We start from the raw sequence: 21,320 nt of genomic DNA, 5'->3' as shown, positions 1-21,320 counted from the left end.
AGGCATGAAGTCGGTTCGAAGGCATCCATACAGAAAGGAGGGGGCCAAGGTGGAGTTTCTTTTGAAGAACGGAAAAGGCATGACATTCCGATTCCCGGTCAATCCCGAAGAGGTGACCATTTCACGCCAAAAGGGATTGGAAACGGCCACGATTCTCAACTATGGAGAGTTTGATTTTCCGCAAGGGAATCGGATCAAGGAGATATCATTCTCTTCATTTTTCCCACAAGAGTATGATGCAGCTTATTGCAAAGGTAAAGAGACGGATCATATTAAACCGCAAACCGCGATGAATAAACTTAACGAGTTTCTGGCATATAAAACGCCGTTGCAATTCGTCATTACCAAGACGGCGGTGAATGTGCTGGTGTATGTCGCTTCCCATCAGTCCACGTTCCGGGGCGGGGAGCTCGGGGATGTGTATTTTGACATCACGCTCCGGACATGGAGCGACATGAAGGTGGCCAAAACAGCAGGCAGCAGCGGGGCTGCCGGAACGAATAAAAAGCCCCGGGCCGACATGAAGGAAAAGAATAAGACGTACACCGTGAAGTCAGGGGATTCGCTTTCCAAAATCGCCAAGCTTGAGCTCGGGGACAGCTCGAAATGGAACCAGATCTACAAGCTGAATCAGAAGACGATCGGTAAAGATCCGAACGCCATCAAGCCCGGGCAGAAGCTGGTGCTGTCATGAGTTACAAAGTCATTTTGCAGGATCAATACGATCTGTCCCCTTTGGTGGAAGCTATCAACCTGAGGGATTCGCTTGAACAAGTCGCTTACCAGGGAACCGTCAATCTGGTCGTAACGCCGGATATGCCGCCGATCTCGCCGGGAATGGCGATCCGAATCAGCGGAATTCCATACGGTAAAAAGGACTATGTCCCTCTGCTGCACCCGGCTGTCGTGTGGGAAGTGGAAACCTCGAATAACGGCGTGAAGCGGATGACCCTCACACTGTACGATCGGACGGTATATCTGGACAAATCGGAGGATGAATATCTGTTCCCGGCAAAGCAGACCGCTACCCAGCGATTCAAAAAGTACGCGGCCGACTGGAACCTGAAAATTGCGGTACTGCCGGATACCGAGAAGCAGCTGGGGCGTTCCGTTTACCGGACGCAGTCGATTTATGCGAGCATGTTCGCTGATCTGCGGGAGACGGCAAAAGCCGGCGGCAAGCTGTATCATCCGCGGATGATCTCTTCAGGGCTTGAGCTGTATGAGTTGGGAACGAACAAAGACGTCTACATCCTGGAGGCTATCACGGATACTACGCAATCGCGGACGTTGGAGGGCGCGGCGACCAAGGTCAAAGTGCTGGCGACAGCCGCAAGCGAGTCCGGAAAAGAAGTTCCTTCCAAGGTGATGGCCATCGAGGAGAAGGATATCGCCAAATACGGCCAACTCCAGGCTATTATTCAGGATGATGAAGTGAAGTCGCCTGCGGCTGCCCGCCAGCTGGCCCGGAGCAAACTGAGGGGGATTCGGGAGACCATCTCCCTGAATGCACCTGATGTCAATACGATCCGCGCCGGAGATGCGGTCATGCTGGGCTCAATGAAACTGCTCGTGATTTCCGTCAGCCGTGAGCTCGGTAGTCCCGGAAGCATGATGCTGGAGCTGGGGAGTTATGACGATGTAAAAAGGAGGTTTTACCTTGAATAAAGACCCCTATGGACAATTGGCGTCCTCCTTATATGCCTCAATGAATAAGCAAACCCGTCAAGCCATGGGCGGTGTAGGGGCCGTGCTCGGCACGATAACCTCGACGGGACTCAAGCTCGATGATTTCAAGCACGAGCTGCAGGACTATATGGTGGCGGAGCTGCCTGGAATGCTGTCCTTGCCCCGTTATACGGCAAAGGGCACCGTGACTTTGGGGGGCCAGCAGCAGGATATGACGTTTGAAGCCGAAGAGAACGAAGTTGAAGATACTCTTTTGGAATTGGGAAAAGGCCTGAAACCGGGAGACCGCGTGCTCGCCGTTCGGGTCAACAGCGGTAATGACGTTGTTGTTGTATGCAAGGTGGTGAGCAGTGGTGGCTAATTTATTCCCGGAAGGCGATGACATGATCTGGACGGATGCGACCGATCCGGAGGTGCTGGAAGGAGACGGGGCTGTTTTTGGACGGAGCTGGCGGTATGATTTTGAAGCCGGCGAGTTCGTGATGTCCCCGACCCGGAAGATTCCGGTTGCGGACGAGAAGGAAGCCTGGGTCATCTGGTGCGAAAAAGCGATCCGTACGCCGCGATACCGCCATTTGATCTATACGCGCGACTACGGCAGTGAGCTGGAGGAGCTGGTCGGAAAAGGCTATGACCAATCTCTGCAAGAGAGCGAGATTCAGCGCATGGTCACCGAGACACTGCTTGCGGACGCGCGGACGGAGAGCGTGGATCAGTTTCTTTTTGAATGGGAAGGAGAAGCTTGCCGTTTCAGCTGCCGCATTACGAGTGTCCGGGATGAGACGGAAATTATAGAAAGCGTGGTGATCTGATGGCAGATTTGCCGTTATATTTGTTGGATCAGACGGAAGAGAACATTATGAACCGCATGCTGAACAAAGTGCCTTCGGACATCGACAAGTCGGAGGGCTCTTTTATTTGGGATGCGCAGGCGCCGGTTGCGTTTATGCTGTCTGAGGCCGCCTTGTGGGCGCAGGAGCTGCTGCGTCGAGGCTTTGCGAGCACGGTAGCAAGCGATCATCCGGATATCCGTTCCGCCGAACTCGATCTGAGGACGGCAGAACATGGGATTACCCGGAGGGAAGCGGTCGCTTCGTCCGGCAGCGTTCTGTTTACGGGGAAGCCGGGGACGACCGTGCCTGCCGGAACCTACGTAGCTACGCCAGCCGATGAGGGCTCCGGGGAATCCTCCGTGGAGTATGTGACCACGTCAGGCGTGACGCTGAGTGACTTGGGTACCGGTACGGCCCCGATCCGAGCCGTCACGCCGGGCAGTAACGGCAATGTTCCCGCAGGCGTCATACAACTCATGATGACGTCGGTCAGCGGCGTAACATCGGTTACGAACCCGGAGCATACACGAAGCGGGACGGATACCGAAAGCGATCAGTCGCTTCTGGAGCGTTTTTATGCCAAAGTCCGAAGTCAGGGAACGAGCGGCAACAAAGCGCAGTACATGCAGTGGGCCAATGAGATTGCCGGCGTTGGCGGCGTGGAAGTAGCGCCGTTGTGGAAAGGACCCGGTACCGTCGGGCTGTATCTCATCGATACGGACAAGCGTGCGGCTAGCCGGGATATCGTGGATGCCGTTCAGCAGTACATTGACCCGTCTCAGGATGGACAGGGCGAAGGCGTTGCCCCGGCGGGTCCGGTTATCACGGTGATGCCTGCCGCGGAAGTGGCGATTGATATCTCCGTCAAAGTGCAGCGTACGCAGGAGCAGCCTTCAACGATGGAAGAAATCCGGAAGCTGATCGAGGACGGCGTTCGCACGTATTTACAGCAGATCGCTTTTAACCGGAAGGATCCTTTGGTAAGGTACACGCGTATTGCCGCCGTACTGCTGGATATTCCGATTATCGTCGACTACTCGGATTTGACGATTAACGGCCACACCGAGCAGCAAAACATCGAAATTGGCTCCGGTCAGGTGGCGGTGCTCGGGACGGTGAGCGTGAGTGAATAATACCCGAATGAACAGCTTGCGGGGTCGCGAGCTGTTTTCTTATCTTCCGGCCTATTATGAGACCTCCCGCGTCATGTTATCCGATATGGATGCCAAGGGCAGCGAGCTGGACGCGCTTTACCAAGCGCTGAACTCGGCTGCAGATCAGTTTTTTGTCCGCACAGCCACCTGGGGCTTAGAGCGCTGGGAGATGGAGCTCGGCATTCCCACCGATCGGAACAAGCCGATCGAGCAGCGACGGGCAGTGCTGGAGTCCAAGCTGCGTGGTGCGGGAACCTTTTCGGGAGCGCTCGTGAAAAATGTGGCGGAGGCTTATGACGGCGGCACGGTTGAGGTATCTTTTCAGCCTGAGGAATGGGGCTTCACGGTTAAATTCGTGGATACGCTCGGCATCCCGCCGAATCTGGAGGATTTGAAGGCGGCGATCGAGGAGATCAAGCCGGCGCATCTGGCGGTGGCGTATGCGTTCCGTTTCTATACTTATGTTGAACTTGCTGCGAGTGGCCTGACATACGGAGACGTGGCGGCAACGGGAAAAACATATGGGGCAATTTATAATAGGGGGTTGAAGTAACATATGGCACTAACAGCAGTTTTAGGACTGCCGCTCATTGACGACACAATGACGGCGAACGTTGTTAGAGATCTGAACGCTCTAGCGGAAGATATCGATAGCAAAGTAATGCCAAAGAAGGGAGGGGTACTAGATGCGGGAATGATAGATGTAACCGACGGAACACGTATTCTTCGACTCGGTTCCGATACAAATGATCCATGGATCGGTACGCCAACGAATCATGATTTTCGATTTATCACGAATAATCAAGTGCGCGGTCGAGTTACAGCGTCCGGTTCTTTTGTATGGCTGGATCGTATTTTGACCAGCCGTGCCGGGATGCAGATCGGACAGGATTCAATGGCAGCGAAAAACTTCCACCTTGTTTCAGATGATGTGTCCACAAAGCCTGCCTTACGAATCTATAACGGCAATTACGGTACCGGTACACGAATGTTTGGAATCGATACATCTGGACACATCATGATAGGGAGCCAAACAGAGGCATGGAATACCGAAGGATGGTCCAAGGTAGTTGATATTTATCGAACCGGTAACCTAAACCTCACGCTTCGGACGGATCAATCGCAGGGGGTCCTTGCCGTTCATGATTCAGGATTCTACGGATGTAATCCGGGTCTTATTATCGGGACTGCAACGGCCCAGGAACTTTCTTTTGTTGTTGGTAAAACTCGGCGCGCAGTTTTCGGTACAGACGGATCCTTTACAGTAACTACCGGAGCCATGGGCGTCTCGACGTCCCAAGATGCTTATGTTTTCTTAAATGCTGGAAATATACCTTTAAATGGATGGCGTAATAAGGCGATTATTAATAGTGTTAATGACGCTTATGGGGGGGCAGGTCTTATTTTTCGAGCTACTCGACCAAGTGATAACGCCTTAATTGATATTAAGTTAAATTGGAATAAAGGCGGCGGCGATATTATGACGGAGTCGCATGTCATCAAATCAACAGCCACTCCATCAGGTGGGTTCGACGGTCAAATATGGATTCAATACTCATAAGGAGAGGGGGGCTATTTCATGGCGCTAAGTGTATACGTCGGAGGCACATTTCGGAACGTTTCCAACGTTCATACTCGTGTAGGCGGAACATGGCGGAAAGCAACTCAAGTATGGGTAAGGGTAGGAGGTGTTTGGAAACAAGTTTGGACAGGTCAAGGATTTAAAGTATTGGCTAATATGAATACAACTCACGTCTGGGGCTATGTAAATTCTGTAGGAAACTATGTTTATACAATTGGTGGATTCGCTGGAGCTATTGCGGATGGATATGAATCAAAACGTAATGAGAGGTACGATCCATTAACGAACACGTGGTCGTTTATGGCGGATATGCCTTATAGAAAGGTAAATGGGGCATCTTTCGTTATTAACAATGAGATTTATATGCAGGGTGGCAACGCTGATTACTACGTAGGGGTTGTCTATAGTCCAACTACGAATACGTACAGAAATTATCAAGCAACGGTATCTGGAGAATCACAATTCTCCGGCACTATCGGTTCATTTGGATATACAGCAGGTGGTCTTGATGGTGCTCTCTACACATATACCTTTCAGTACAATCCAGCAACAAATAGCTCTACGAGGATGGCAAATATGCCCAATGCCATGGCATATGGAGCCTCTGCCGTAGTAAACAATAGTCTCTACACTATCGGTGGTATGACGTCTGGGAACCGTTGGACGAACAACGTATATCAGTTTACACCAAGCACCAATACCTGGATGCAAAAGGCCAACGCATTGTTTGCAAATGAGCGGCCATGCGCATGGACATATAACAATAAAATTTATGTATATCGACTATGGAATCAACTTGATGTGTATGATCCAGTAACAAATTCATGGGTAACTTTGCCGGATGTTTCACCAAGTGGACAGTCCATCTACGGAACAAAAGCAGCAGTTGTCGGGAATAAGGCTTACATTCCAGGAGGTGTGAACGCCAATAATGGCACGTTTTCATATCAAACGTTGGAATACACAATGGGGTAGGGAGGTACCAAATGGAATACAAAGGTAGAGAATTAATCTGTACAGAAGAGGAGCTTCAACAGTTTATCGATGGGTTAACCATTATGCATCAAGTGTATAAGTTCACTGACAAGTTCAATGGACAGTTTATTCATAACCCGACTGGAAATGAGAACGCACGTTATTATGTAATACAGGTCGGAGACAGGACGTTTCTTCAACCTCATGCACCATTTGAAATGGGGATTGTTCCGATCACGGAGGAGAATGCGCTTGAATACATTGAGCGTCACGCTGACGAGTTAACCGATATGGTTATATTTGAAAAATTCGCTGTTCAACCAGAAGATTCCCTAGAAGTTCTAAAAAAGAAAAACTCTGAATTGCAAATCATAGCTGACGAGTTAAAACAACGCAATGCAGCAATGCAAGACGACCAACTTTTTATACTCGAAGCACTCGCAACCGCAGGCATTATTTAAATATCTGGGAGGTGATTTTTTTGTTGACAGCAAGACAACGCATGGTACGAGGTTATGGATTCGCAATCTTTGAAGATGGTACTCGAAGATTCAATTCCGTAGGACATAGCTATCACGAGGACATTAAGGCATATGCAGCCGCTAATTTTGGAAAGGACAAGATCGACGGTGCACTTTCTACTGAAAGAATTACTGAAAATGAATACCAGGAAACGTTATCGCTAATTGGAACTGACCAGGCAAATGAATGGTCTGGTATTTAAGGAGGAAAAGGTATGGAGGAAAACACGCAGGATATCCGGCAGCTTGCAAAGCTGCGTCTGCAGGAAATTCACGCGCAAATGTACGTACTGAGCGAAGAAGCCAGAATTATTAATGGTTTTCTTACTCTGAGAGATCAAGAGGAAACCAATACTAATCAGACTGACATTCAGATGAAACATTTTGAATAGTAACCATTGGCGCTCGCTTTACTTCTCTTAACATAATTCATGGGTACTTACCCGTGGGAAAATGGATTTTGTTAAAAACTTAAGATTATTACACCATCGGCATTCAACCTGGAAGGGGAGGTAATCTAGTATGATCTCGCAGGAAATACAAGGTTCTTTGAAAAGAGTTTTGCAGGCGAAGTTTTCAGATATCACAACGTTTTTGAGAGAGGACAACGCACAACTACCACCAGCCCCATATTTCCAAACCGAGCTAGCACTAGCCGAGCTCGAGCCGATATCGACAAGTCGATATACGGCTCGTTTTCGTTTCCGAATCTCTTACGTACCAGTGGAAGGAAAATCAGTGGCAACGATCATGGACGAGATGCTGGAGAGCCTAACATCCCTGGAAGTTGAGGGTCGACCATGCCGCGCCTCATCAGTTGCGTGGGAGCGGCCAACGGGGAATGATGGGGCAGCGGGAGAAGGATATTTTCGCGCAGAGTATGTCATTCAGATGTCAACGGATCAGGAAGAGAACGACATGAAGATGCAAACATTGAAACAGGGAGGCGTATTGAAATGAGTAAAAAAGAAACAGCAAAAGCGTTCAACAAGCAACAGCTGACACAATCCAAACAATTCAGTAATCGCGAGAAGGATGTGCTGAGCGCCATTCTCGAAGAGGGCAAAACGTACACCGTTCAGGAAGCGAAAGAGCAACTCACCACATTTTTGAAAAAGGAGGTCATCTAAATGGCCGGAGGAACATGGACAACACCCAACAAAGTAAGACCAGGCGTATATACCCAAATCTCATCGCAGGAGCAGCCGATCGGGCGCGTAGGTGAAAGGGGGATTGCGGCACTGGGCTTGTCCCTTCCATGGGGAGAGCCGCAAAAAATCTTAACCATTAAACCAGGCACCAATCTGGTTGAGGTGTTAGGTTATGATATCACAGCACCACAGTTGCTCGGAGTAAAAGAAGTGCTCAAGCGAGCAGGTACACTCCTGTTGTATCGCTTAAATAGCGGCACCCAAGCTACAGGTTCCGTTGCCGGTCTCAAAGCAATCGCACTTTACGGCGGAGAACGTGGGAATGATATCCAGATCGTTGTTGAGAACGCGATGGATGATCCTGGTAAGTTTGTGGTCAACACGCTGTTGAGCGGCAAAGCGGTTGACAAGCAACTTGTAGCCAGTGCGGCCGAACTGCAGCCGAACCTGTATGTAACCTTTGCACCGGATACGGGCGATTTGGCGGCAACGGCAGGATTCGCTCTGACAGGTGGCGCGAACGGCACCGTGACGAACCAAGAGCATGTGGACTTCCTAGCCGCGCTTGAGGTCCAAGACTTCCAGACCGTTGGCCTGTTGTCCGCAGATCCAGCTCTCAAGTCACTGTATACCGCATTCATCAAGCGGCTTCGCGAGCAGGAAGGCAAGAAGGTCCAAGCTGTATTGTCCGACTATCCGGCTGCGGATTATGAAGGAATCATCTCCGTGAAAAATGGCGTTGTTCTCACTGACGGCTCCTTCGTGGACAAGGTCAAGGCAGTTGCTTGGGTCACTGGCGCCACGGCTGCGGCAGCTGTTAACGAATCCCTAACATACGCGGCTTACGATGAAGCGGTGGATACCGATGTTCGTTTAAGCCATACGGAGATTGAAGCAGCGCTCACGAATGGTGAGTTTCTGTTTAGCTACAGCGGCGGTAAGGCCGTGGTCGAGCAGGATATTAACAGCTTTACATCGATTGAGCCGGCCAAAGCGCGACATTTTTCCAAAAACCGGGTGGTTCGCGTGCTGGATGGTATTGCGAATGATTTGAAGCTGATTTTTGAGAAGTCCTACATCGGGAAGGTAGACAATAATGTGGATGGCCGGACTCTGTTCTGGGCGGAATGTGCGGCGTATTTTGCGTCTTTGCAGAATATTGGGGCTATCCAAAATTTTGATGCGAACGAAGATATAATGGTGACGCCGGGTACAGAAGGCGATGTGCTGTTTGTGGATATCAAGGTACAGCCGGTAGATGCGATTGAAAAAGTATACATGAAAGTGAAGGTGGTCTAAGATGGCATTTTTGCGGGCAAGCGACACGATTTCGGGGCAAGAGGGTAAGGCATTCGTCAAAATTGGCGATCGTATGGAGGAAATGTTCTACATTAAAACACTGGAAGCCACGGTGGAGAAGGAAAAAGCCGAGCTGAAAACGATGGGCCAACGCGCCGTACAGCATAAAGCCATTGGCTGGAAGGGCAGCGGCACGATGACCATTTATTATGTGACCTCACTGTTCCGCGAGCTGATGATGGAATACATCCAGACAGGGAAAGACGCCTACTTCATGATTGAAGTGCGCAATGAGGATCCGGGTTCGTCGACGGGGCGTCAGACGGTGATTTTGGAAGGGGTCAACCTCGACAGCGTGATTATGGCTTCCCTGGATACTGAAGCAGAGGCGCTGGAGGAAGAAGTGGCTTTCACGTTTGAGAATGTGCGAATTGAGACGCCGTTTAACCCATTGGCCTAATACTTAACCTGAATGAGGAGGAAGGAATATGAGCGATTTTAGTATGTTTTTTGCTGGGCAGTCGTCTGCGGAGATCACGGAGGAATTCGTGGTCTCTGTTCGTTTTAAGAACGCGGAAGGGAGCCCTGTGCCTTGGAAGCTGCGGAGTATCACGGAGGAAGAAAACCAGGAGTGCCGCAAAGCGGCTACGCGTAAGGTCAAGGGTAAGAATGGCGTCTTCACGCCGGAAATTGACCCGAACGACTATATGGCGAAACTGATGGTATCGAGCGTCATTTACCCGGATTTGAAAAACAGCGAGCTGCAAAAATCTTACGGCGTGCTTGGTGCAGAATCCCTACTCCGCAAAATGCTGCTGCCCGGCGAGTTCGCCGCGCTTGGCGAGCGGGTCCAAGCTCTGAATGGTTTTGACCGCGATATGAACGATCTGGTAGACGACGTAAAAAACTGATTAAAGAGGGTGACGGTGACGCGAACTATGCGTACTACGCCCTCCATGAACTGCACATCCTTCCTCACCAGCTCATGGCGATGTCGGTCCGGGAACGGGCCGCCATCTATGCCATGATCTCGATGCGGGTGGAGAAGGAGAAGCTCGAGCGAGTCCGGAAGCGGAGATAGGTTGTAGAAGAAGGGGGTGAAGGAATGGCGAATACTCAAATGCTTGTTCCACCAAAGATTCTGAAGGCATTAAGCAACTGGGATAAACTCGTTTTTGAGCAGTCGTTTATATTCGGTTTGAGTTTTGATCATGCGACCAAAAAAATAAAAGAAGCCGAAACGAAAGTAAATGAAGCGGCAGCAGCTCAACAAAATCTGAATGCAGAAGTGAAAAAGGGAGAGAAGGCATCAAGTAAATTTAGCAGTGCGCTTGGTGCAATTAAAGCTGCGTATAATGGAATGAAATTCATAGCGGATGTTTCCATCATACCAGCGGCAAAACAACAAAATTTAGAGAATGTTATCCAGAGCAAAATAGGAGATCCAGAGGTTGGCTCGGCTATGTTTGAAAAATTTAAGCAAGATGCATTGAAATCGGGGGCCGATGTCAATAAAACTCTCGGAAATTCAATATCTTTTATGAACATGACCAAAAACTCGGATGAAATTTCTACGTTAAATGGTTTTGCTGAGCGTTTAAGCAAGCTTTCATCTACAGGGAAGAGTTCGGGAGATGCCGCTGCTGCCATAATGAGTGCGATGCAAGGTGACACTAGTTCACTTGCGAAAGAGTTTAAGATACCTGAAACCAACATCAAACAATTTTCCAAGGAAGTGGCATCATCCAAGGGCAATTTCGGAGCATTTTTAGCGTCAATGGATCAACTCCTACAGAAATCGGGCATGACGGAAGAAGCTCTTCAAAAAATGATGGACTCTCCTGTGAGCCAGTGGCAAAAGATGTTGGGATATGTGAACAATTCCTTTATTCAAATAGGGAGCGGGGCGCTTGAATCTATAATACCTATTCTAGATATCATTAACTCTGCGTTTGAATCAGGGGCATTTGAACCGTTTTTTAGCATATTGAATTCAGGACTATCTTTATTAGCTCAAGGGTTCTTATGGATTGCTGAAATGATCCCTCCAGCCTGGGAATTCATTAAAGCAACGATCGCTGGAGTCGGTAACACCATTTGGAATCTGATCACTATATTTATGGGGTTACTTCCTGTTATTGCTTTAGTGGGAGTTTTTTTCGCAATGTTAAATGCAGGTTTAATCATGGGTAGAATATCGGCTTACGCGTTTGCGGCAGCTCAATCCGTGATGGCCACGATTACGAACATAGCTGCAGGAGCGATGAGAATATTTAATATGGTGGTTAAAGCTAATCCTCTTATGCTATTAATCTCTTTAGTTATCGCTGCTATGGCCGCGTTCGGGGCTTGGAAAGTGGTGACACTGGGCCTTAAGCAGATATTTAGCAACGTCTTCGGCTTCATTGTAGATCTGGCGCAAAATACGGTTAACACTGTCATTTCCGTCATTAACGGGATCATCAAAGGTGTTAACGCGGTAGCGGGCTTCTTCGGAAAGGTTCTTGGTGTGGATACCAAGCAAATCGCCGAGATTGAATATAAGGCAGACTTTACGAACTTCAAGGATACTGGACAGAAAGCCATAGAAGATTTTTCGATGGATACATTCAAGGATTCATTCATGCCCGATAAGAAGATAGGTAAAGACAACGAGGATCTTTTAAAACAATACAACAACGGCAAAACCGGATACGATGTTACCGTTCCAAAAACAACCCCGACCCCGTCCATGCCTGCTATGCCCGCCATGCCAACAGCCCCAATCCCGGTAGCCCCTGCGGGCGGCAGCATCGATTCCATTGGTAAAGTGGACAATTCTGTTGACGTGGCGAGCGAGGATCTGAAAGTCATGCGCGACTTGGCGGAAGTGAATGCGATCAGCAATATGATCACCCTGACGCCGACCGTGCAGATGACGACGGGAGATATTAATTCGGGGGCCGATCTGGATACGATCATGTCGAGAATTAACCGGACGCTGGAGGAGCAGTTTGTGTCCAGTGCCGAGGGGGTGTATCTGTAGCATGAGCGATTATGGATTTTTTCTGAGCTTCAATAACCAGGAGGAGGTTTTTCGGTTTCCGGTGAACCCCGAGCGGATTGACGTGAAGGATAGCGGTGAAGGCAAATCCTATACGGTAGCTGGGCTTGGCGAAGTGAATGCGATTCTGCATCCGAAGCTGACGGAGATTTCGTTTGAGAGCTTTTTCCCGGGCAGGGTGTACCCCTTTGTCCATCTAGGGTCTGACCAGGAGCTGAAGCTGCCGATTGATTACGTAAATACCATTAAAGGCTGGATGGAGACCCGCCGACCTGTGCGCTTTGTCATGACGGGCCTCGTTCCCGATCCGCTGAGCGGTACGGATGGTAAGAATGTGGTGCGGGCGATGAAGTCTTTTGGCATCAACATGGCGGCATCCATCGAAAGCTTCAACTGGAATACGATGTCCGGATCGCCGGAGGATATTGAGTTCTCAATTACGCTCAAACGCTATGTGTTTTATGGGGCTCGGAAGGTGGTACCGGTAAAAGACAAAAAAGCGGCAGCTGTGAAGAAAAAAGACCGGCCGGATGACCGCAAAAAACCAACCTCCTATACGGTTGCCAAAGGCGATACCTTGTGGAGCATTGCCCAAAAGCTGCTCGGCAGCGGTTCCCGTCATACCGACATCCAAAAACTGAACGGAATCAAGGACCATGAGGTCCGGAAGCTGGCCGTCGGCCGGGTTCTGAAAATTCCTTAAAGAGGTGGCATCGTGATCGAACTGATGATTGACCGCAAGAACGGAAGCGTGTGGGATTTGGGGCAGATCGTAACCGACATCACATGGAAAACAAGCCGTCAGGCGAAGCCGGCAAGTCTGGATATCAACTATGTGAACGATGGCCTGGCGCAGAGCAAGGCATTCGAAGTGGAGAACGGCGACATTGTGCGCTTCCGAAAGGATAACAAGGATCTGTTTTATGGGTACGTTTTTTCCAAAGAGTGGGGCATGGACGCCCAGGTTAAGGTAATGGCTTACGATCAGCTGCGCTACCTGTCCAGCAACGACACCTACCGGTTCACGAATGCCAAGGTGGAGGATATCATCCGGAAGATCGCCAAGGATTTTAATCTGAAGACAGGCACGCTGGCCGATACCGGCCATACGATCCCTGCAATGCTGGAAGCGGATAAGAAACTGATTGATATCATCTGCAAGGCCCTGGATTCCACATTGATCGCGACCAAGCAGTACTATATGTTTTACGACCGGTATGGCGAACTGACGTTAACCAACATCAACGACATGCTGCTTATGCTTGCGGTGGGGGAAGACAGCCTCATGACGGATTTTTCATATAAAAAAAGCATCGACAACGAGACGTACAACCGCATCAAAGTCGTGCGTGATAGCAAGGAAACGGGGAAGAGGGACGTGTACCTTTACCAGCACGGACAAAACATTGCACAATGGGGTTTGCTCCAGCTATACGAGGTTGCTGATGAGAACATGAACCCCGCTCAATTGAAGCAGTTAGCGCAGAATTTGCTGGAGCTGAAGAACAGGGAGCAGCAGACGTTATCGATCGAGGCTATTGGAGATTTGCGGGTCCGTGCGGGAAACACGATCTATGTAAACCTTCCGGAAGAAGGCTTGAAGCCGTATCTCATCGATGAATGTACGCATAAATTCTCAGACGGTACGCATACAATGTCGCTGAATATGAAGGTGGTGTAAGCAGTGATGCTGGATATTATCAAAAAAGCCAGTCTCAGCGCCGTGGGAAGCACAAACCCGATGGCGGTGCTGTACGGCACAGTCACATCAACACATCCTCTCGAGGTGAACGTGGATCAGCGTTTCAGCCTGACGGAGGATTTTTTAGTTATCGGAGAGTCGATGACCGAGTATAAGCTGAAGATTGGCGGCGCGGAGTATGTGATTCGAAAAGGGCTGGAAACGGGAGACACGGTGCTGCTCATTCGTTACCAGGGCGGGCAAACGTATCTCGTGCTGGATCGGTTGGTGAAGCCGTCATGATCCCGCAAGGAGGAACGCTGCAACCGGGTAGCGAGATCGTGGAAACCTTGGAGCAGCCTAGTCTGACGTTTGACTTGAACTTAGAGAGAGGGATGATATCCGGTCATATTGACGGTCTTGAGGCCGTTAAACAGGCTGTCGTCAAAATCCTTCAGACTCGTCGTTTTGAGCATCTGATCTACAGCAGCAACTATGGGCAGGAGCTGGACTCCGTCATTGGCCGTGACCCGCTGTGGGTCTATGCTGAAATCGAGCGGCATATCAAGGAAGCGCTGCTGCAAGATGACCGCGTGTTGTCGGTGGATGATATAAATATTACCTTTACGGGCGAGCAGGCGGTGGCGGAATTTACGGTCCGAAGCGTGTATGGGGCTTTCAATATGACCAAGGAGGTGAGAGAGGATGGTTGAGGAACAGACGTACGAAGCCATTCTGGAACGGATGATGGATCGAATCCCGGAGGGTATGGATAAAAGGGAGGGCAGCATCATCTACGATGCGTTGGCACCTTCTGCGGCTGAGCTTGCCCAGATGTACGTGGAATTGGGGTACTCCATGAACCTGAAATTTGCCGCGACGGCCTCGGGCGAATTTTTGGATCGGAGCATTGCCTGGTCGGGTCTGACCCGAAAGCAGGCTACAAAAGCACAGCTGCTGGGGCAATTTTCGGGCAGTAACGGCGCCCCGGTGGATGTGGCTATAGGGAGCCGTTTTTCATTGGATCCTCTGAATTACAAAGTCATGACCCGGCTGGGTGCAGGGCAGTACGTGCTGGAATGCGAGACGAGCGGGAAGGAAGGCAACCGCCGATTCGGCTCGCTGCTTCCGCTGGAATACGTCGAAGGCTTGGTAAAGGCGGAGCTGATGGAGCTCTGGGTACCTGGCGAAGATACCGAGTCGGACGAAGCGTTGTATGACCGATACCGCGAAAAAATCTCCCGTCCCGTGACCAGTGCAAACCGGAATCAGTACGAGCTGTGGGCGAGGGAGAAAGCCGGGGTTGGCAAGGCCAAAGCTTTTCCGTTATGGGATGGTCCGGGCACCGTCAAGGTGGTGCTGCTGGATAACGAGATGCGATCGCCTACGCCTTCCGTTGTGGAATCAGTGCAGCAGCATATCGATCCGACCATGGATGGTATGGGCGAAGGGGCAGCTCCCGTCGGTTCGGTGGTCACCGTTGTAGGGGCGGCTGAAGTGCCTGTCCATATCGAAGTGCAGGTTACGCTGCTTAATGGGGCCGGCTTGGATGGTGTGCAGGAAGCGATTGAGCTGGGTGTTCGCCAGTATCTGAAAGACCTCGCCATGTCCGACCCGTTGGTCCGGTATAACCGGATCGCCAACGTGATTTTGGATATTCCGGCTGTCATCGACTACGAGATATTGACCGTGAACGGAGGAACGGACAGCATTCCGATCGAACCGGAGGCGGTAGCTGTCCTGGGGACGGTGACGGTCCGATGAGTAAAGCCGAAGCCTGGCTGGGTTACCTGCCGTCCTTTTATCACGATGTTCGAGAAATGAAAGCCATTGCCGGAGCTGAAGGGGCTGAGTTGGACAAGCTGGCGCAGGAACTGGAGGATCAGTTGGACCAGTATTATCCCGAAACCGCTACGTGGGCGCTATCCCGGTTCGAGCAGGACTTGAACATTCCGGTGAACCACGCCAAGCCGATCGAGCAACGTCGTTCGGTCATCATTTCGAAGATGCGGGGGAGCGGCAAGGTGTCTGCTAGCATGCTCAAAAATGTGGCACAAGCCTATGAGCGGGGCAGCATCGAGGTATCCGTCCAGCCAGCGGAGTATAAAGTGACGATTCATTTTAGAGATACGCTGGGCATCCCGCCGAATTTAAGTGATTTGAAATCAGCCATTGAGGAGATCAAGCCAGCACATATGGCGGTCGATTACGCTCTGCGTTACCTCACCATAGCCGAGGTGGAGGGCATGACGTTTGAGGAAATATCAGCAACAACACAAGACAGATTGTTGGGAGGAGGAGCCTAAATGACGAATCCGGTTACGCCGAATATCGGATTGAACAAAATTGATCGAACCTCGCCGTCCACGACGTATTTCGATCTGGAGAAGTATGTTGATCAGAACGCGGATGCTGTAGATCGGTTCGCGGGTGAAACCAGCGAGTCCATCGAAGCTCTGGAAAAGCGTTTGGATACGGAAGAGCGTAGGGAAGTCGTACTGCAGCCAGGGCTTCAGATCGTGAATGCGGAGCGAAGCGCGCCTTTTAAGTTGAGTGGGATTAAGGGGCGTACTTTGGTGAATTTGTTGGGGCGGGATGGGGGATGTGAGGATGTCAGCCCGTGGAGTGACAGCCGGAGCACTCATGCTCTAGATAATGTGAATAAAACAACTGGAGTCAATGGATTCAAAATCACCACTACAGCGAGCAGTGGTAACGCTGGTAACATCTTTCGTAGGATCAACAATATCGATAAAACCAAGCACTATGTTTTACTAGCAGATCTTAAGAACGGCAATGCAACTAGAATCGTATTACAAAAACAGAATGTAGGTATTGGCGGATCAGCTCCATTTATGGAAGTAACGGATAATACAAAGTTTTCAACAGTAGCGGTAAAAATTCAACCAGCTTATTTCAGTAGTGATGATACTATTGCCGTTTTAGTTTATGGCGCTCAAGGTCAATATGGGTATGCTGATGCAATTCGACTATACGAGATTAGCGAGGCCGAATACGCTGCACTAGACGATATGAGACCTGAACAAGTCGCTGCCGAGTATCCATACGTCGATAGCGTTCAGCCTGTACGAAATCCGTTCGTGATTCGGTACGGGGAAAATTTGTTGCCATCCCTCATGAGTGCGCAATTTACAAACACTACCTCTTTCGCAATTTCGCAATATGAATGGTACAACCCAACAGGGGCAGATGCCGTTGCTGGGTACTCTTATGTTCAATTTAGTGTTACTCCTAAAACAACTTACACATTAAGTGCGGATGTAGCTTCTAATATTGATCATGCTGTATACCCATTGGATCTTAACGTTCCTGACCCTCCGAAGAAGTGGAATTCCGAGACATCATTCACCTTTAATAGCGGTAATAATACGTCACTTAACTATTTAGTAAGAGCGTCCGTATCTGGTAATCCCGCTAGGCTGAGAAATCCTATGATTACACTCGGCTCCACGCCTAAACCATTCAAACTGCGTGAAGATTCCATACTTGCGCTGCAAACGGACTTACACGCCGATCCACTGACAGGCACGAATGCTGACGAAGTGTTCGAAAAGGACGGACAATATTTCAAGTTGGCGAAATGGAAGAACATTACGTTAGATGGTGCACAATTATACACTTTTCAATCGTCTAAGACAGGGTTTAAATGGATTAATTTCGCTATAACTAATGGACCAAAACAAAATAAAGATAATACTTTTCATATGACTAAATTTGATGGAAGGGATGTTAGGCACATACCCGGTTCCTTAGGTGTGGGAACTTTACCCGATCAGATAGATTATGATGCAGTTAATAAACTGGTATATACATCAATCTTTAACTCTGAAAGTGGGTGGGGCGATAACTACTTGCCAACAGCCGACGAGATTAAAGCGTATTTTATGGGTTGGGTAATGCGTGATTTAAGCGCCGGACCCTACAACGACTCAACAGGTGCGGCTCAAAAAACATGGACACCGATAGGATACGTACCTCCTGCGCACTGGAATAGCACTTGGGAACATTTACGAAAGTCAGTACCAGTAAACGAGGTTTCCCCCTCTGTTAACGATAAAACAATATCGTCATACCAACTTGTTTACCAGCTCGCAATGCCAACGGTCGAGCCTATCGTATCCGAAGGTATGCTGACTTTTAATGAGGGCGATAACCAGATTGAGGTAGGAACGGGGCTTGTGCTACGCGAACGGGTGAATCCTTTACTATATTCGCCTAACGGGAACTACTACGCTAACAATATTGCATTGCGCGGCGGTCTATTGAAAAATAGGGTTTCTAGCATAGTCCAGGTTTACTGTGACGGTAGGATTGATAATTCAGCAAAGATCGAAAATGATGCTAACGCAAACGGCAAAAAGCATATCCGATTTTTACCGTCAGACTTTGACCAAACCGTCGCCTATTCCGCTACTTACCATATGCTCGACAAGTCGCCTATTGTACCATTCATTGGATCGTACGCTGTCAGCGAAAAGGCCATGCTCCAAGAAGTGACCGATGCCGTGCAGCAGAGTGCGACCGTTGTATCCGTGTTGATGAACAAGAAGGTGGACAAGGATCAACCAGGATGGATTACACCTACATTATTAAATGGTTGGTCATGCCCTAATTTAGAACTCCCTATTAGATATAAAAAGCAAAATGGAATAGTTTATATTTTTGGTCGAATCTCAAATGGGGCAGTCGGATTTACTACGGAACATTCAGTTTTTATTTTACCGGTGGGATTTAGACCTTTGAAAACAATGTACCCCACAGTCAATGATGCAACATCTAACTCCAGGTATATTGCTATAAATCCAGGAGGCTATGTTAACATAGAAGCTGGTGGAAACACCGATATCAATCTCGATGGAATTTCCTTCCTAGCCGAACAATAAGGAGGTATCACATGAAAGCCGTACCTAAAGTAAATATAGACGGCCTCTATTTAGAGGACACGCTTGTGGACGATACCTTTTCCGGTGTCGTCCCTTTTTATTCCAACATGGAACAAGGACCACCAGATGTTCTAACCACAACAGAAGGCGTTACGAAGGCAGATGGTGAGGCACCCAACGAATCAGAATCCAACATCTCCGGCTACATCATCGGCATTCCAGTAACTCCGGGCTTGTTCCGCCCGCGCTTTGATTTAGGAGCCTGGAAGGCATATGAGTCTGCCGTAAGCGCAGCACAAGATTCATTCCAACAAGCCTTATCTAAGTGGCAGGCATTCCCGGAAGAGCAGCGCGGCGACATGCCAGTTCTGGTGTCTCCGCCTCAGCCGATACTATGGATCGAAGGTCTAACCCCAGAAGAAATCGAGGAGTTAACCAGACCTCAACCAGTAGAGCCTAATGAAATGGATCGCTTAGGTAGCGAGATGGTAACGCGGGAATTGGAGGCCTTGGAGCTGCGTCAGCAGAACGAGGCACAGGGTGCTCAAATTGTGGGGCTTGAATTACGGTTGTTATCACTTGAAAATAGCTGATCGAAAGGAGCGGAGGACGATGTTCGAGAACGATTTTGAGCGTTTGAAGTACTACTATGAAAAGAAGTGGGCGCAAAATTCTCAATTGAGACAATATGTTGCATTTGGCGTGATCACTTCGGAAGAATATGAAGTCATCACTGGCGAGGCATACTAAACGCTGCTTTGAATGGCCTCACATGAGAAAAAGCTTCAATGGAGAAGGCGGAATCATGCTGGAGAAGCGGAGCGGTCGCCTTTGTCCACGGATTTTAACCCTATCCATTAGTTTTCAGGAAAATCCGGGGGCAACAGCGATCGGAAGAATGATCCGCAGACGAAGTGATGTACATGCTAAAAAGGTTTATCTCTCGCTTAAAGCACCTATGAATAACTTTAACCCAAGCCCTCGGCTCCCCGAGGGCTTTTTCACACCTTCAAAACCATTATAAAGGAGGAAGTATTATGTATGAGCAGATCGGTCAGCTGTTTAAGATGCTGGTGGCGGGGACGGGGGCCGTGACAGGGTACGTATGGGGCGGATGGTCGCTGCCGCTGCATCTGTTGTTGTGGTTCGTGATGATCGATTGGTTGACCGGATGGGGCGCGGCCTGGATGAACGGCGAGCTGCGCAGCCGAATTGGATATACTGGTATTGCACGCAAAATGACCATTTTTCTCATCATTGCCCTGATGCATCTGGTGGATCGGGTGCTGGGGGAGATGAATTATTTTCAGAATACGGTGATCTTCTTCTATCTCGCGAATGAGCTGCTGTCTATTATTGAGAACGTCGGTAGAATGGGGGTACCGATCCCTCAGTCCCTGCGTAATGTGGTACAGGTTTTCCAGATTAAATCCGAAGAAGGGGAAAAGCCAACCGCCCAAAAGGAGGAGAAAAAGGATGAAGCCCTCTGAATTTATAGCCAAGCTGGCACCTATTGCTACTCAGGACATGCGTCAGTACGGGGTACCTGCCTCGCTTACGCTTGCTCAGGCGATCCTGGAATCCAATTGGGGAATGAGCGGTCTAACGCAAAAAGCAAACAATCTGTTTGGCATCAAAGGAACCGGTCCGGCGGGAAACGTCACCATGCAGACAACCGAATACCGGGGGCAGACGCCCTATACGACCCATGCCCAGTTTCGCAAGTATAACAGCTGGAGTGAATCGGTTGCCGATCATACTAGGCTGGTCCTGAATGGCACGCGCGACAAGCCACAGCGCTACCATGGCGTATTGTGGGCGGATTATAAAACGGCGGCGACCGAGATTTGGAGAGGGGGCTATGCCACAGATCCCAATTATCCGAAAAAGCTCATTTCCATTATGGAGCAGAACTCGCTCTATCAATATGATGTGCCTAATCCAGAGGAGGAGGAACGCATGAAAATCGAACAATTAACGGCCGAGCTGCAAAAAACACAAGAGCAGATGCAGCAGCTTAGTAAGCAATATGCTTCTGCGATGAAACTGCTAGCCGAGCAGAGCAATGACATGAAGCAGATGAACAAAAGGCTCAAGGTTGTAGAGACGGAGAAACCGGCTAAAGTTCCAGCTTGGGCAGAACCGGCAGTACAAGCTGCACAGCAGGCAGAAGTATTGCATGATCCTGAGGGCAGTTTTGATTTTTATCGAATCATGACCGTGCTGCATCGTCTGGGAATTTTCGATAGACCGAGCAAGTGATCCAAACATTATCAATGGCAGATGCTTTCGCAAGTTTCATCTATATAATGAAGCGTTTTTTGAGTTATGTTGAACAATAAAGCTGCCCAACCGTAATAGGACGGTATGGGCAGCTTTTGTTGTATGGGTAGATATATATCCGTTGGTGCTCCACCAGCATCTTTATGCTCGGTTATTCATTTCCAAAATGTGCTGTTATTGTGTGTCCGAGTCGTCTTTTTTTCTC

28 protein-coding genes are annotated in these 21,320 nt (G+C 49.3%); all 28 read left to right on the top strand.

Annotated features, from left to right (window positions below; all coding sequences use genetic code 11):
- The first annotated feature begins 49 nt into the window (after window positions 1-49).
- The 28 genes from OHJ21_RS19895 to OHJ21_RS19760 all read left to right on the top strand — a co-directional run bounded on the left by OHJ21_RS19895 (window position 50) and on the right by OHJ21_RS19760 (window position 21,094).
- Window positions 50-694, top strand: a complete 645-nt coding sequence (locus OHJ21_RS19895; RefSeq protein ID WP_100539177.1) for a LysM peptidoglycan-binding domain-containing protein — start codon at window positions 50-52, stop codon at window positions 692-694.
- Complete coding sequence (locus OHJ21_RS19890; protein ID WP_100539176.1) at window positions 691-1,668, top strand: XkdQ/YqbQ family protein; 978 nt, start codon at window positions 691-693, stop codon at window positions 1,666-1,668. The genes OHJ21_RS19895 and OHJ21_RS19890 overlap by 4 nt, the downstream gene beginning before the upstream one ends.
- The gene (locus tag OHJ21_RS19885) at window positions 1,661-2,050 is read left to right on the top strand and encodes a hypothetical protein (protein ID WP_100539175.1); all 390 of its coding nucleotides are present in this window, start codon (window positions 1,661-1,663) and stop codon (window positions 2,048-2,050) included. The genes OHJ21_RS19890 and OHJ21_RS19885 overlap by 8 nt, the downstream gene beginning before the upstream one ends.
- The gene (locus tag OHJ21_RS19880) at window positions 2,043-2,501 is read left to right on the top strand and encodes a DUF2634 domain-containing protein (RefSeq protein ID WP_100539174.1); all 459 of its coding nucleotides are present in this window, start codon (window positions 2,043-2,045) and stop codon (window positions 2,499-2,501) included. The genes OHJ21_RS19885 and OHJ21_RS19880 overlap by 8 nt, the downstream gene beginning before the upstream one ends.
- Window positions 2,501-3,655 carry a baseplate J/gp47 family protein gene (locus OHJ21_RS19875; RefSeq protein ID WP_100539173.1) on the top strand — a complete coding sequence of 385 codons (1,155 nt, stop codon included), beginning with the start codon at window positions 2,501-2,503 and terminating at the stop codon, window positions 3,653-3,655. The genes OHJ21_RS19880 and OHJ21_RS19875 overlap by 1 nt, the downstream gene beginning before the upstream one ends.
- 7 nt (window positions 3,656-3,662) lie before the next feature.
- On the top strand, window positions 3,663-4,229 hold the full coding sequence (locus tag OHJ21_RS19870; protein ID WP_394054113.1) for a YmfQ family protein: 567 nt from the start codon (window positions 3,663-3,665) through the stop codon (window positions 4,227-4,229).
- Window positions 4,230-4,232: 3 nt separating this feature from the next.
- The gene (locus tag OHJ21_RS19865) at window positions 4,233-5,237 is read left to right on the top strand and encodes a hypothetical protein (RefSeq protein ID WP_100539172.1); all 1,005 of its coding nucleotides are present in this window, start codon (window positions 4,233-4,235) and stop codon (window positions 5,235-5,237) included.
- An 18-nt stretch (window positions 5,238-5,255) separates the two neighbouring features.
- A complete protein-coding gene (locus OHJ21_RS19860) occupies window positions 5,256-6,233 on the top strand; it encodes a Kelch repeat-containing protein (RefSeq protein ID WP_100539171.1) in 978 nt (325 codons plus the stop codon).
- Window positions 6,234-6,244: 11 nt separating this feature from the next.
- Window positions 6,245-6,694 (top strand): hypothetical protein, encoded by a 450-nt coding sequence (locus tag OHJ21_RS19855; RefSeq protein WP_394054114.1) that lies wholly within the window; start codon window positions 6,245-6,247, stop codon window positions 6,692-6,694.
- Between the two features lie 23 nt (window positions 6,695-6,717).
- A complete protein-coding gene (locus OHJ21_RS19850; RefSeq protein WP_486020956.1) occupies window positions 6,718-6,957 on the top strand; it encodes a hypothetical protein in 240 nt (79 codons plus the stop codon).
- Window positions 6,958-6,969: 12 nt separating this feature from the next.
- A complete protein-coding gene (locus OHJ21_RS19845) occupies window positions 6,970-7,146 on the top strand; it encodes a hypothetical protein (RefSeq protein WP_165789692.1) in 177 nt (58 codons plus the stop codon).
- A gap of 130 nt (window positions 7,147-7,276) precedes the next feature.
- Complete coding sequence (locus OHJ21_RS19840) at window positions 7,277-7,714, top strand: phage tail terminator family protein (RefSeq protein ID WP_100539168.1); 438 nt, start codon at window positions 7,277-7,279, stop codon at window positions 7,712-7,714.
- On the top strand, window positions 7,711-7,884 hold the full coding sequence (locus OHJ21_RS19835) for a hypothetical protein (protein ID WP_165789691.1): 174 nt from the start codon (window positions 7,711-7,713) through the stop codon (window positions 7,882-7,884). Before OHJ21_RS19840 ends, OHJ21_RS19835 begins: the two co-directional genes overlap by 4 nt.
- Window positions 7,885-9,204, top strand: coding sequence for a phage tail sheath family protein (locus OHJ21_RS19830; RefSeq protein WP_394054115.1), 1,320 nt, complete (start codon window positions 7,885-7,887; stop codon window positions 9,202-9,204).
- 1 nt (window position 9,205) lies between these two features.
- The gene (locus tag OHJ21_RS19825; protein ID WP_100539166.1) at window positions 9,206-9,664 is read left to right on the top strand and encodes a phage tail tube protein; all 459 of its coding nucleotides are present in this window, start codon (window positions 9,206-9,208) and stop codon (window positions 9,662-9,664) included.
- Window positions 9,665-9,692: 28 nt separating this feature from the next.
- On the top strand, window positions 9,693-10,115 hold the full coding sequence (locus OHJ21_RS19820; RefSeq protein ID WP_015737358.1) for a phage tail assembly chaperone: 423 nt from the start codon (window positions 9,693-9,695) through the stop codon (window positions 10,113-10,115).
- A 194-nt stretch (window positions 10,116-10,309) separates the two neighbouring features.
- On the top strand, window positions 10,310-12,229 hold the full coding sequence (locus OHJ21_RS19815) for a phage tail tape measure protein (protein ID WP_100539165.1): 1,920 nt from the start codon (window positions 10,310-10,312) through the stop codon (window positions 12,227-12,229).
- Window position 12,230: 1 nt separating this feature from the next.
- Window positions 12,231-12,950 carry a LysM peptidoglycan-binding domain-containing protein gene (locus OHJ21_RS19810; RefSeq protein WP_394054117.1) on the top strand — a complete coding sequence of 240 codons (720 nt, stop codon included), beginning with the start codon at window positions 12,231-12,233 and terminating at the stop codon, window positions 12,948-12,950.
- Window positions 12,951-12,962: 12 nt separating this feature from the next.
- Complete coding sequence (locus OHJ21_RS19805; protein WP_394054118.1) at window positions 12,963-13,928, top strand: XkdQ/YqbQ family protein; 966 nt, start codon at window positions 12,963-12,965, stop codon at window positions 13,926-13,928.
- Between the two features lie 6 nt (window positions 13,929-13,934).
- On the top strand, window positions 13,935-14,231 hold the full coding sequence (locus OHJ21_RS19800; RefSeq protein WP_394057300.1) for a DUF2577 domain-containing protein: 297 nt from the start codon (window positions 13,935-13,937) through the stop codon (window positions 14,229-14,231).
- Window positions 14,228-14,641: a DUF2634 domain-containing protein gene (locus OHJ21_RS19795; protein WP_394054119.1), complete on the top strand. Its 414-nt coding sequence runs from the start codon at window positions 14,228-14,230 to the stop codon at window positions 14,639-14,641. The genes OHJ21_RS19800 and OHJ21_RS19795 overlap by 4 nt, the downstream gene beginning before the upstream one ends.
- Window positions 14,634-15,692, top strand: a complete 1,059-nt coding sequence (locus OHJ21_RS19790) for a baseplate J/gp47 family protein (protein ID WP_394054120.1) — start codon at window positions 14,634-14,636, stop codon at window positions 15,690-15,692. Before OHJ21_RS19795 ends, OHJ21_RS19790 begins: the two co-directional genes overlap by 8 nt.
- The gene (locus OHJ21_RS19785) at window positions 15,689-16,234 is read left to right on the top strand and encodes a YmfQ family protein (RefSeq protein ID WP_100539159.1); all 546 of its coding nucleotides are present in this window, start codon (window positions 15,689-15,691) and stop codon (window positions 16,232-16,234) included. Before OHJ21_RS19790 ends, OHJ21_RS19785 begins: the two co-directional genes overlap by 4 nt.
- Window positions 16,235-18,832 (top strand): hypothetical protein, encoded by a 2,598-nt coding sequence (locus OHJ21_RS19780; protein ID WP_394054121.1) that lies wholly within the window; start codon window positions 16,235-16,237, stop codon window positions 18,830-18,832.
- An 11-nt stretch (window positions 18,833-18,843) separates the two neighbouring features.
- Window positions 18,844-19,425, top strand: a complete 582-nt coding sequence (locus tag OHJ21_RS19775; protein ID WP_394054122.1) for a hypothetical protein — start codon at window positions 18,844-18,846, stop codon at window positions 19,423-19,425.
- Between the two features lie 19 nt (window positions 19,426-19,444).
- On the top strand, window positions 19,445-19,582 hold the full coding sequence (locus OHJ21_RS19770; RefSeq protein WP_100539156.1) for an XkdX family protein: 138 nt from the start codon (window positions 19,445-19,447) through the stop codon (window positions 19,580-19,582).
- 287 nt (window positions 19,583-19,869) lie between these two features.
- Complete coding sequence (locus OHJ21_RS19765) at window positions 19,870-20,322, top strand: phage holin family protein (protein ID WP_394054125.1); 453 nt, start codon at window positions 19,870-19,872, stop codon at window positions 20,320-20,322.
- A complete protein-coding gene (locus tag OHJ21_RS19760; protein ID WP_326114169.1) occupies window positions 20,309-21,094 on the top strand; it encodes a glycoside hydrolase family 73 protein in 786 nt (261 codons plus the stop codon). Before OHJ21_RS19765 ends, OHJ21_RS19760 begins: the two co-directional genes overlap by 14 nt.
- The last annotated feature ends 226 nt before the right edge of the window (window positions 21,095-21,320 follow it).

It is taken from the genome of Virgibacillus sp. LDC1 (assembly GCF_025792345.1).
Taxonomy (GTDB): Bacteria; Bacillota; Bacilli; order Paenibacillales; family Paenibacillaceae; genus Paenibacillus_AQ; species Paenibacillus_AQ lautus.
The sequence above is the reverse complement of the archived record's forward strand: the minus strand, read 5'-3'. Positions and strand labels throughout refer to the sequence as shown.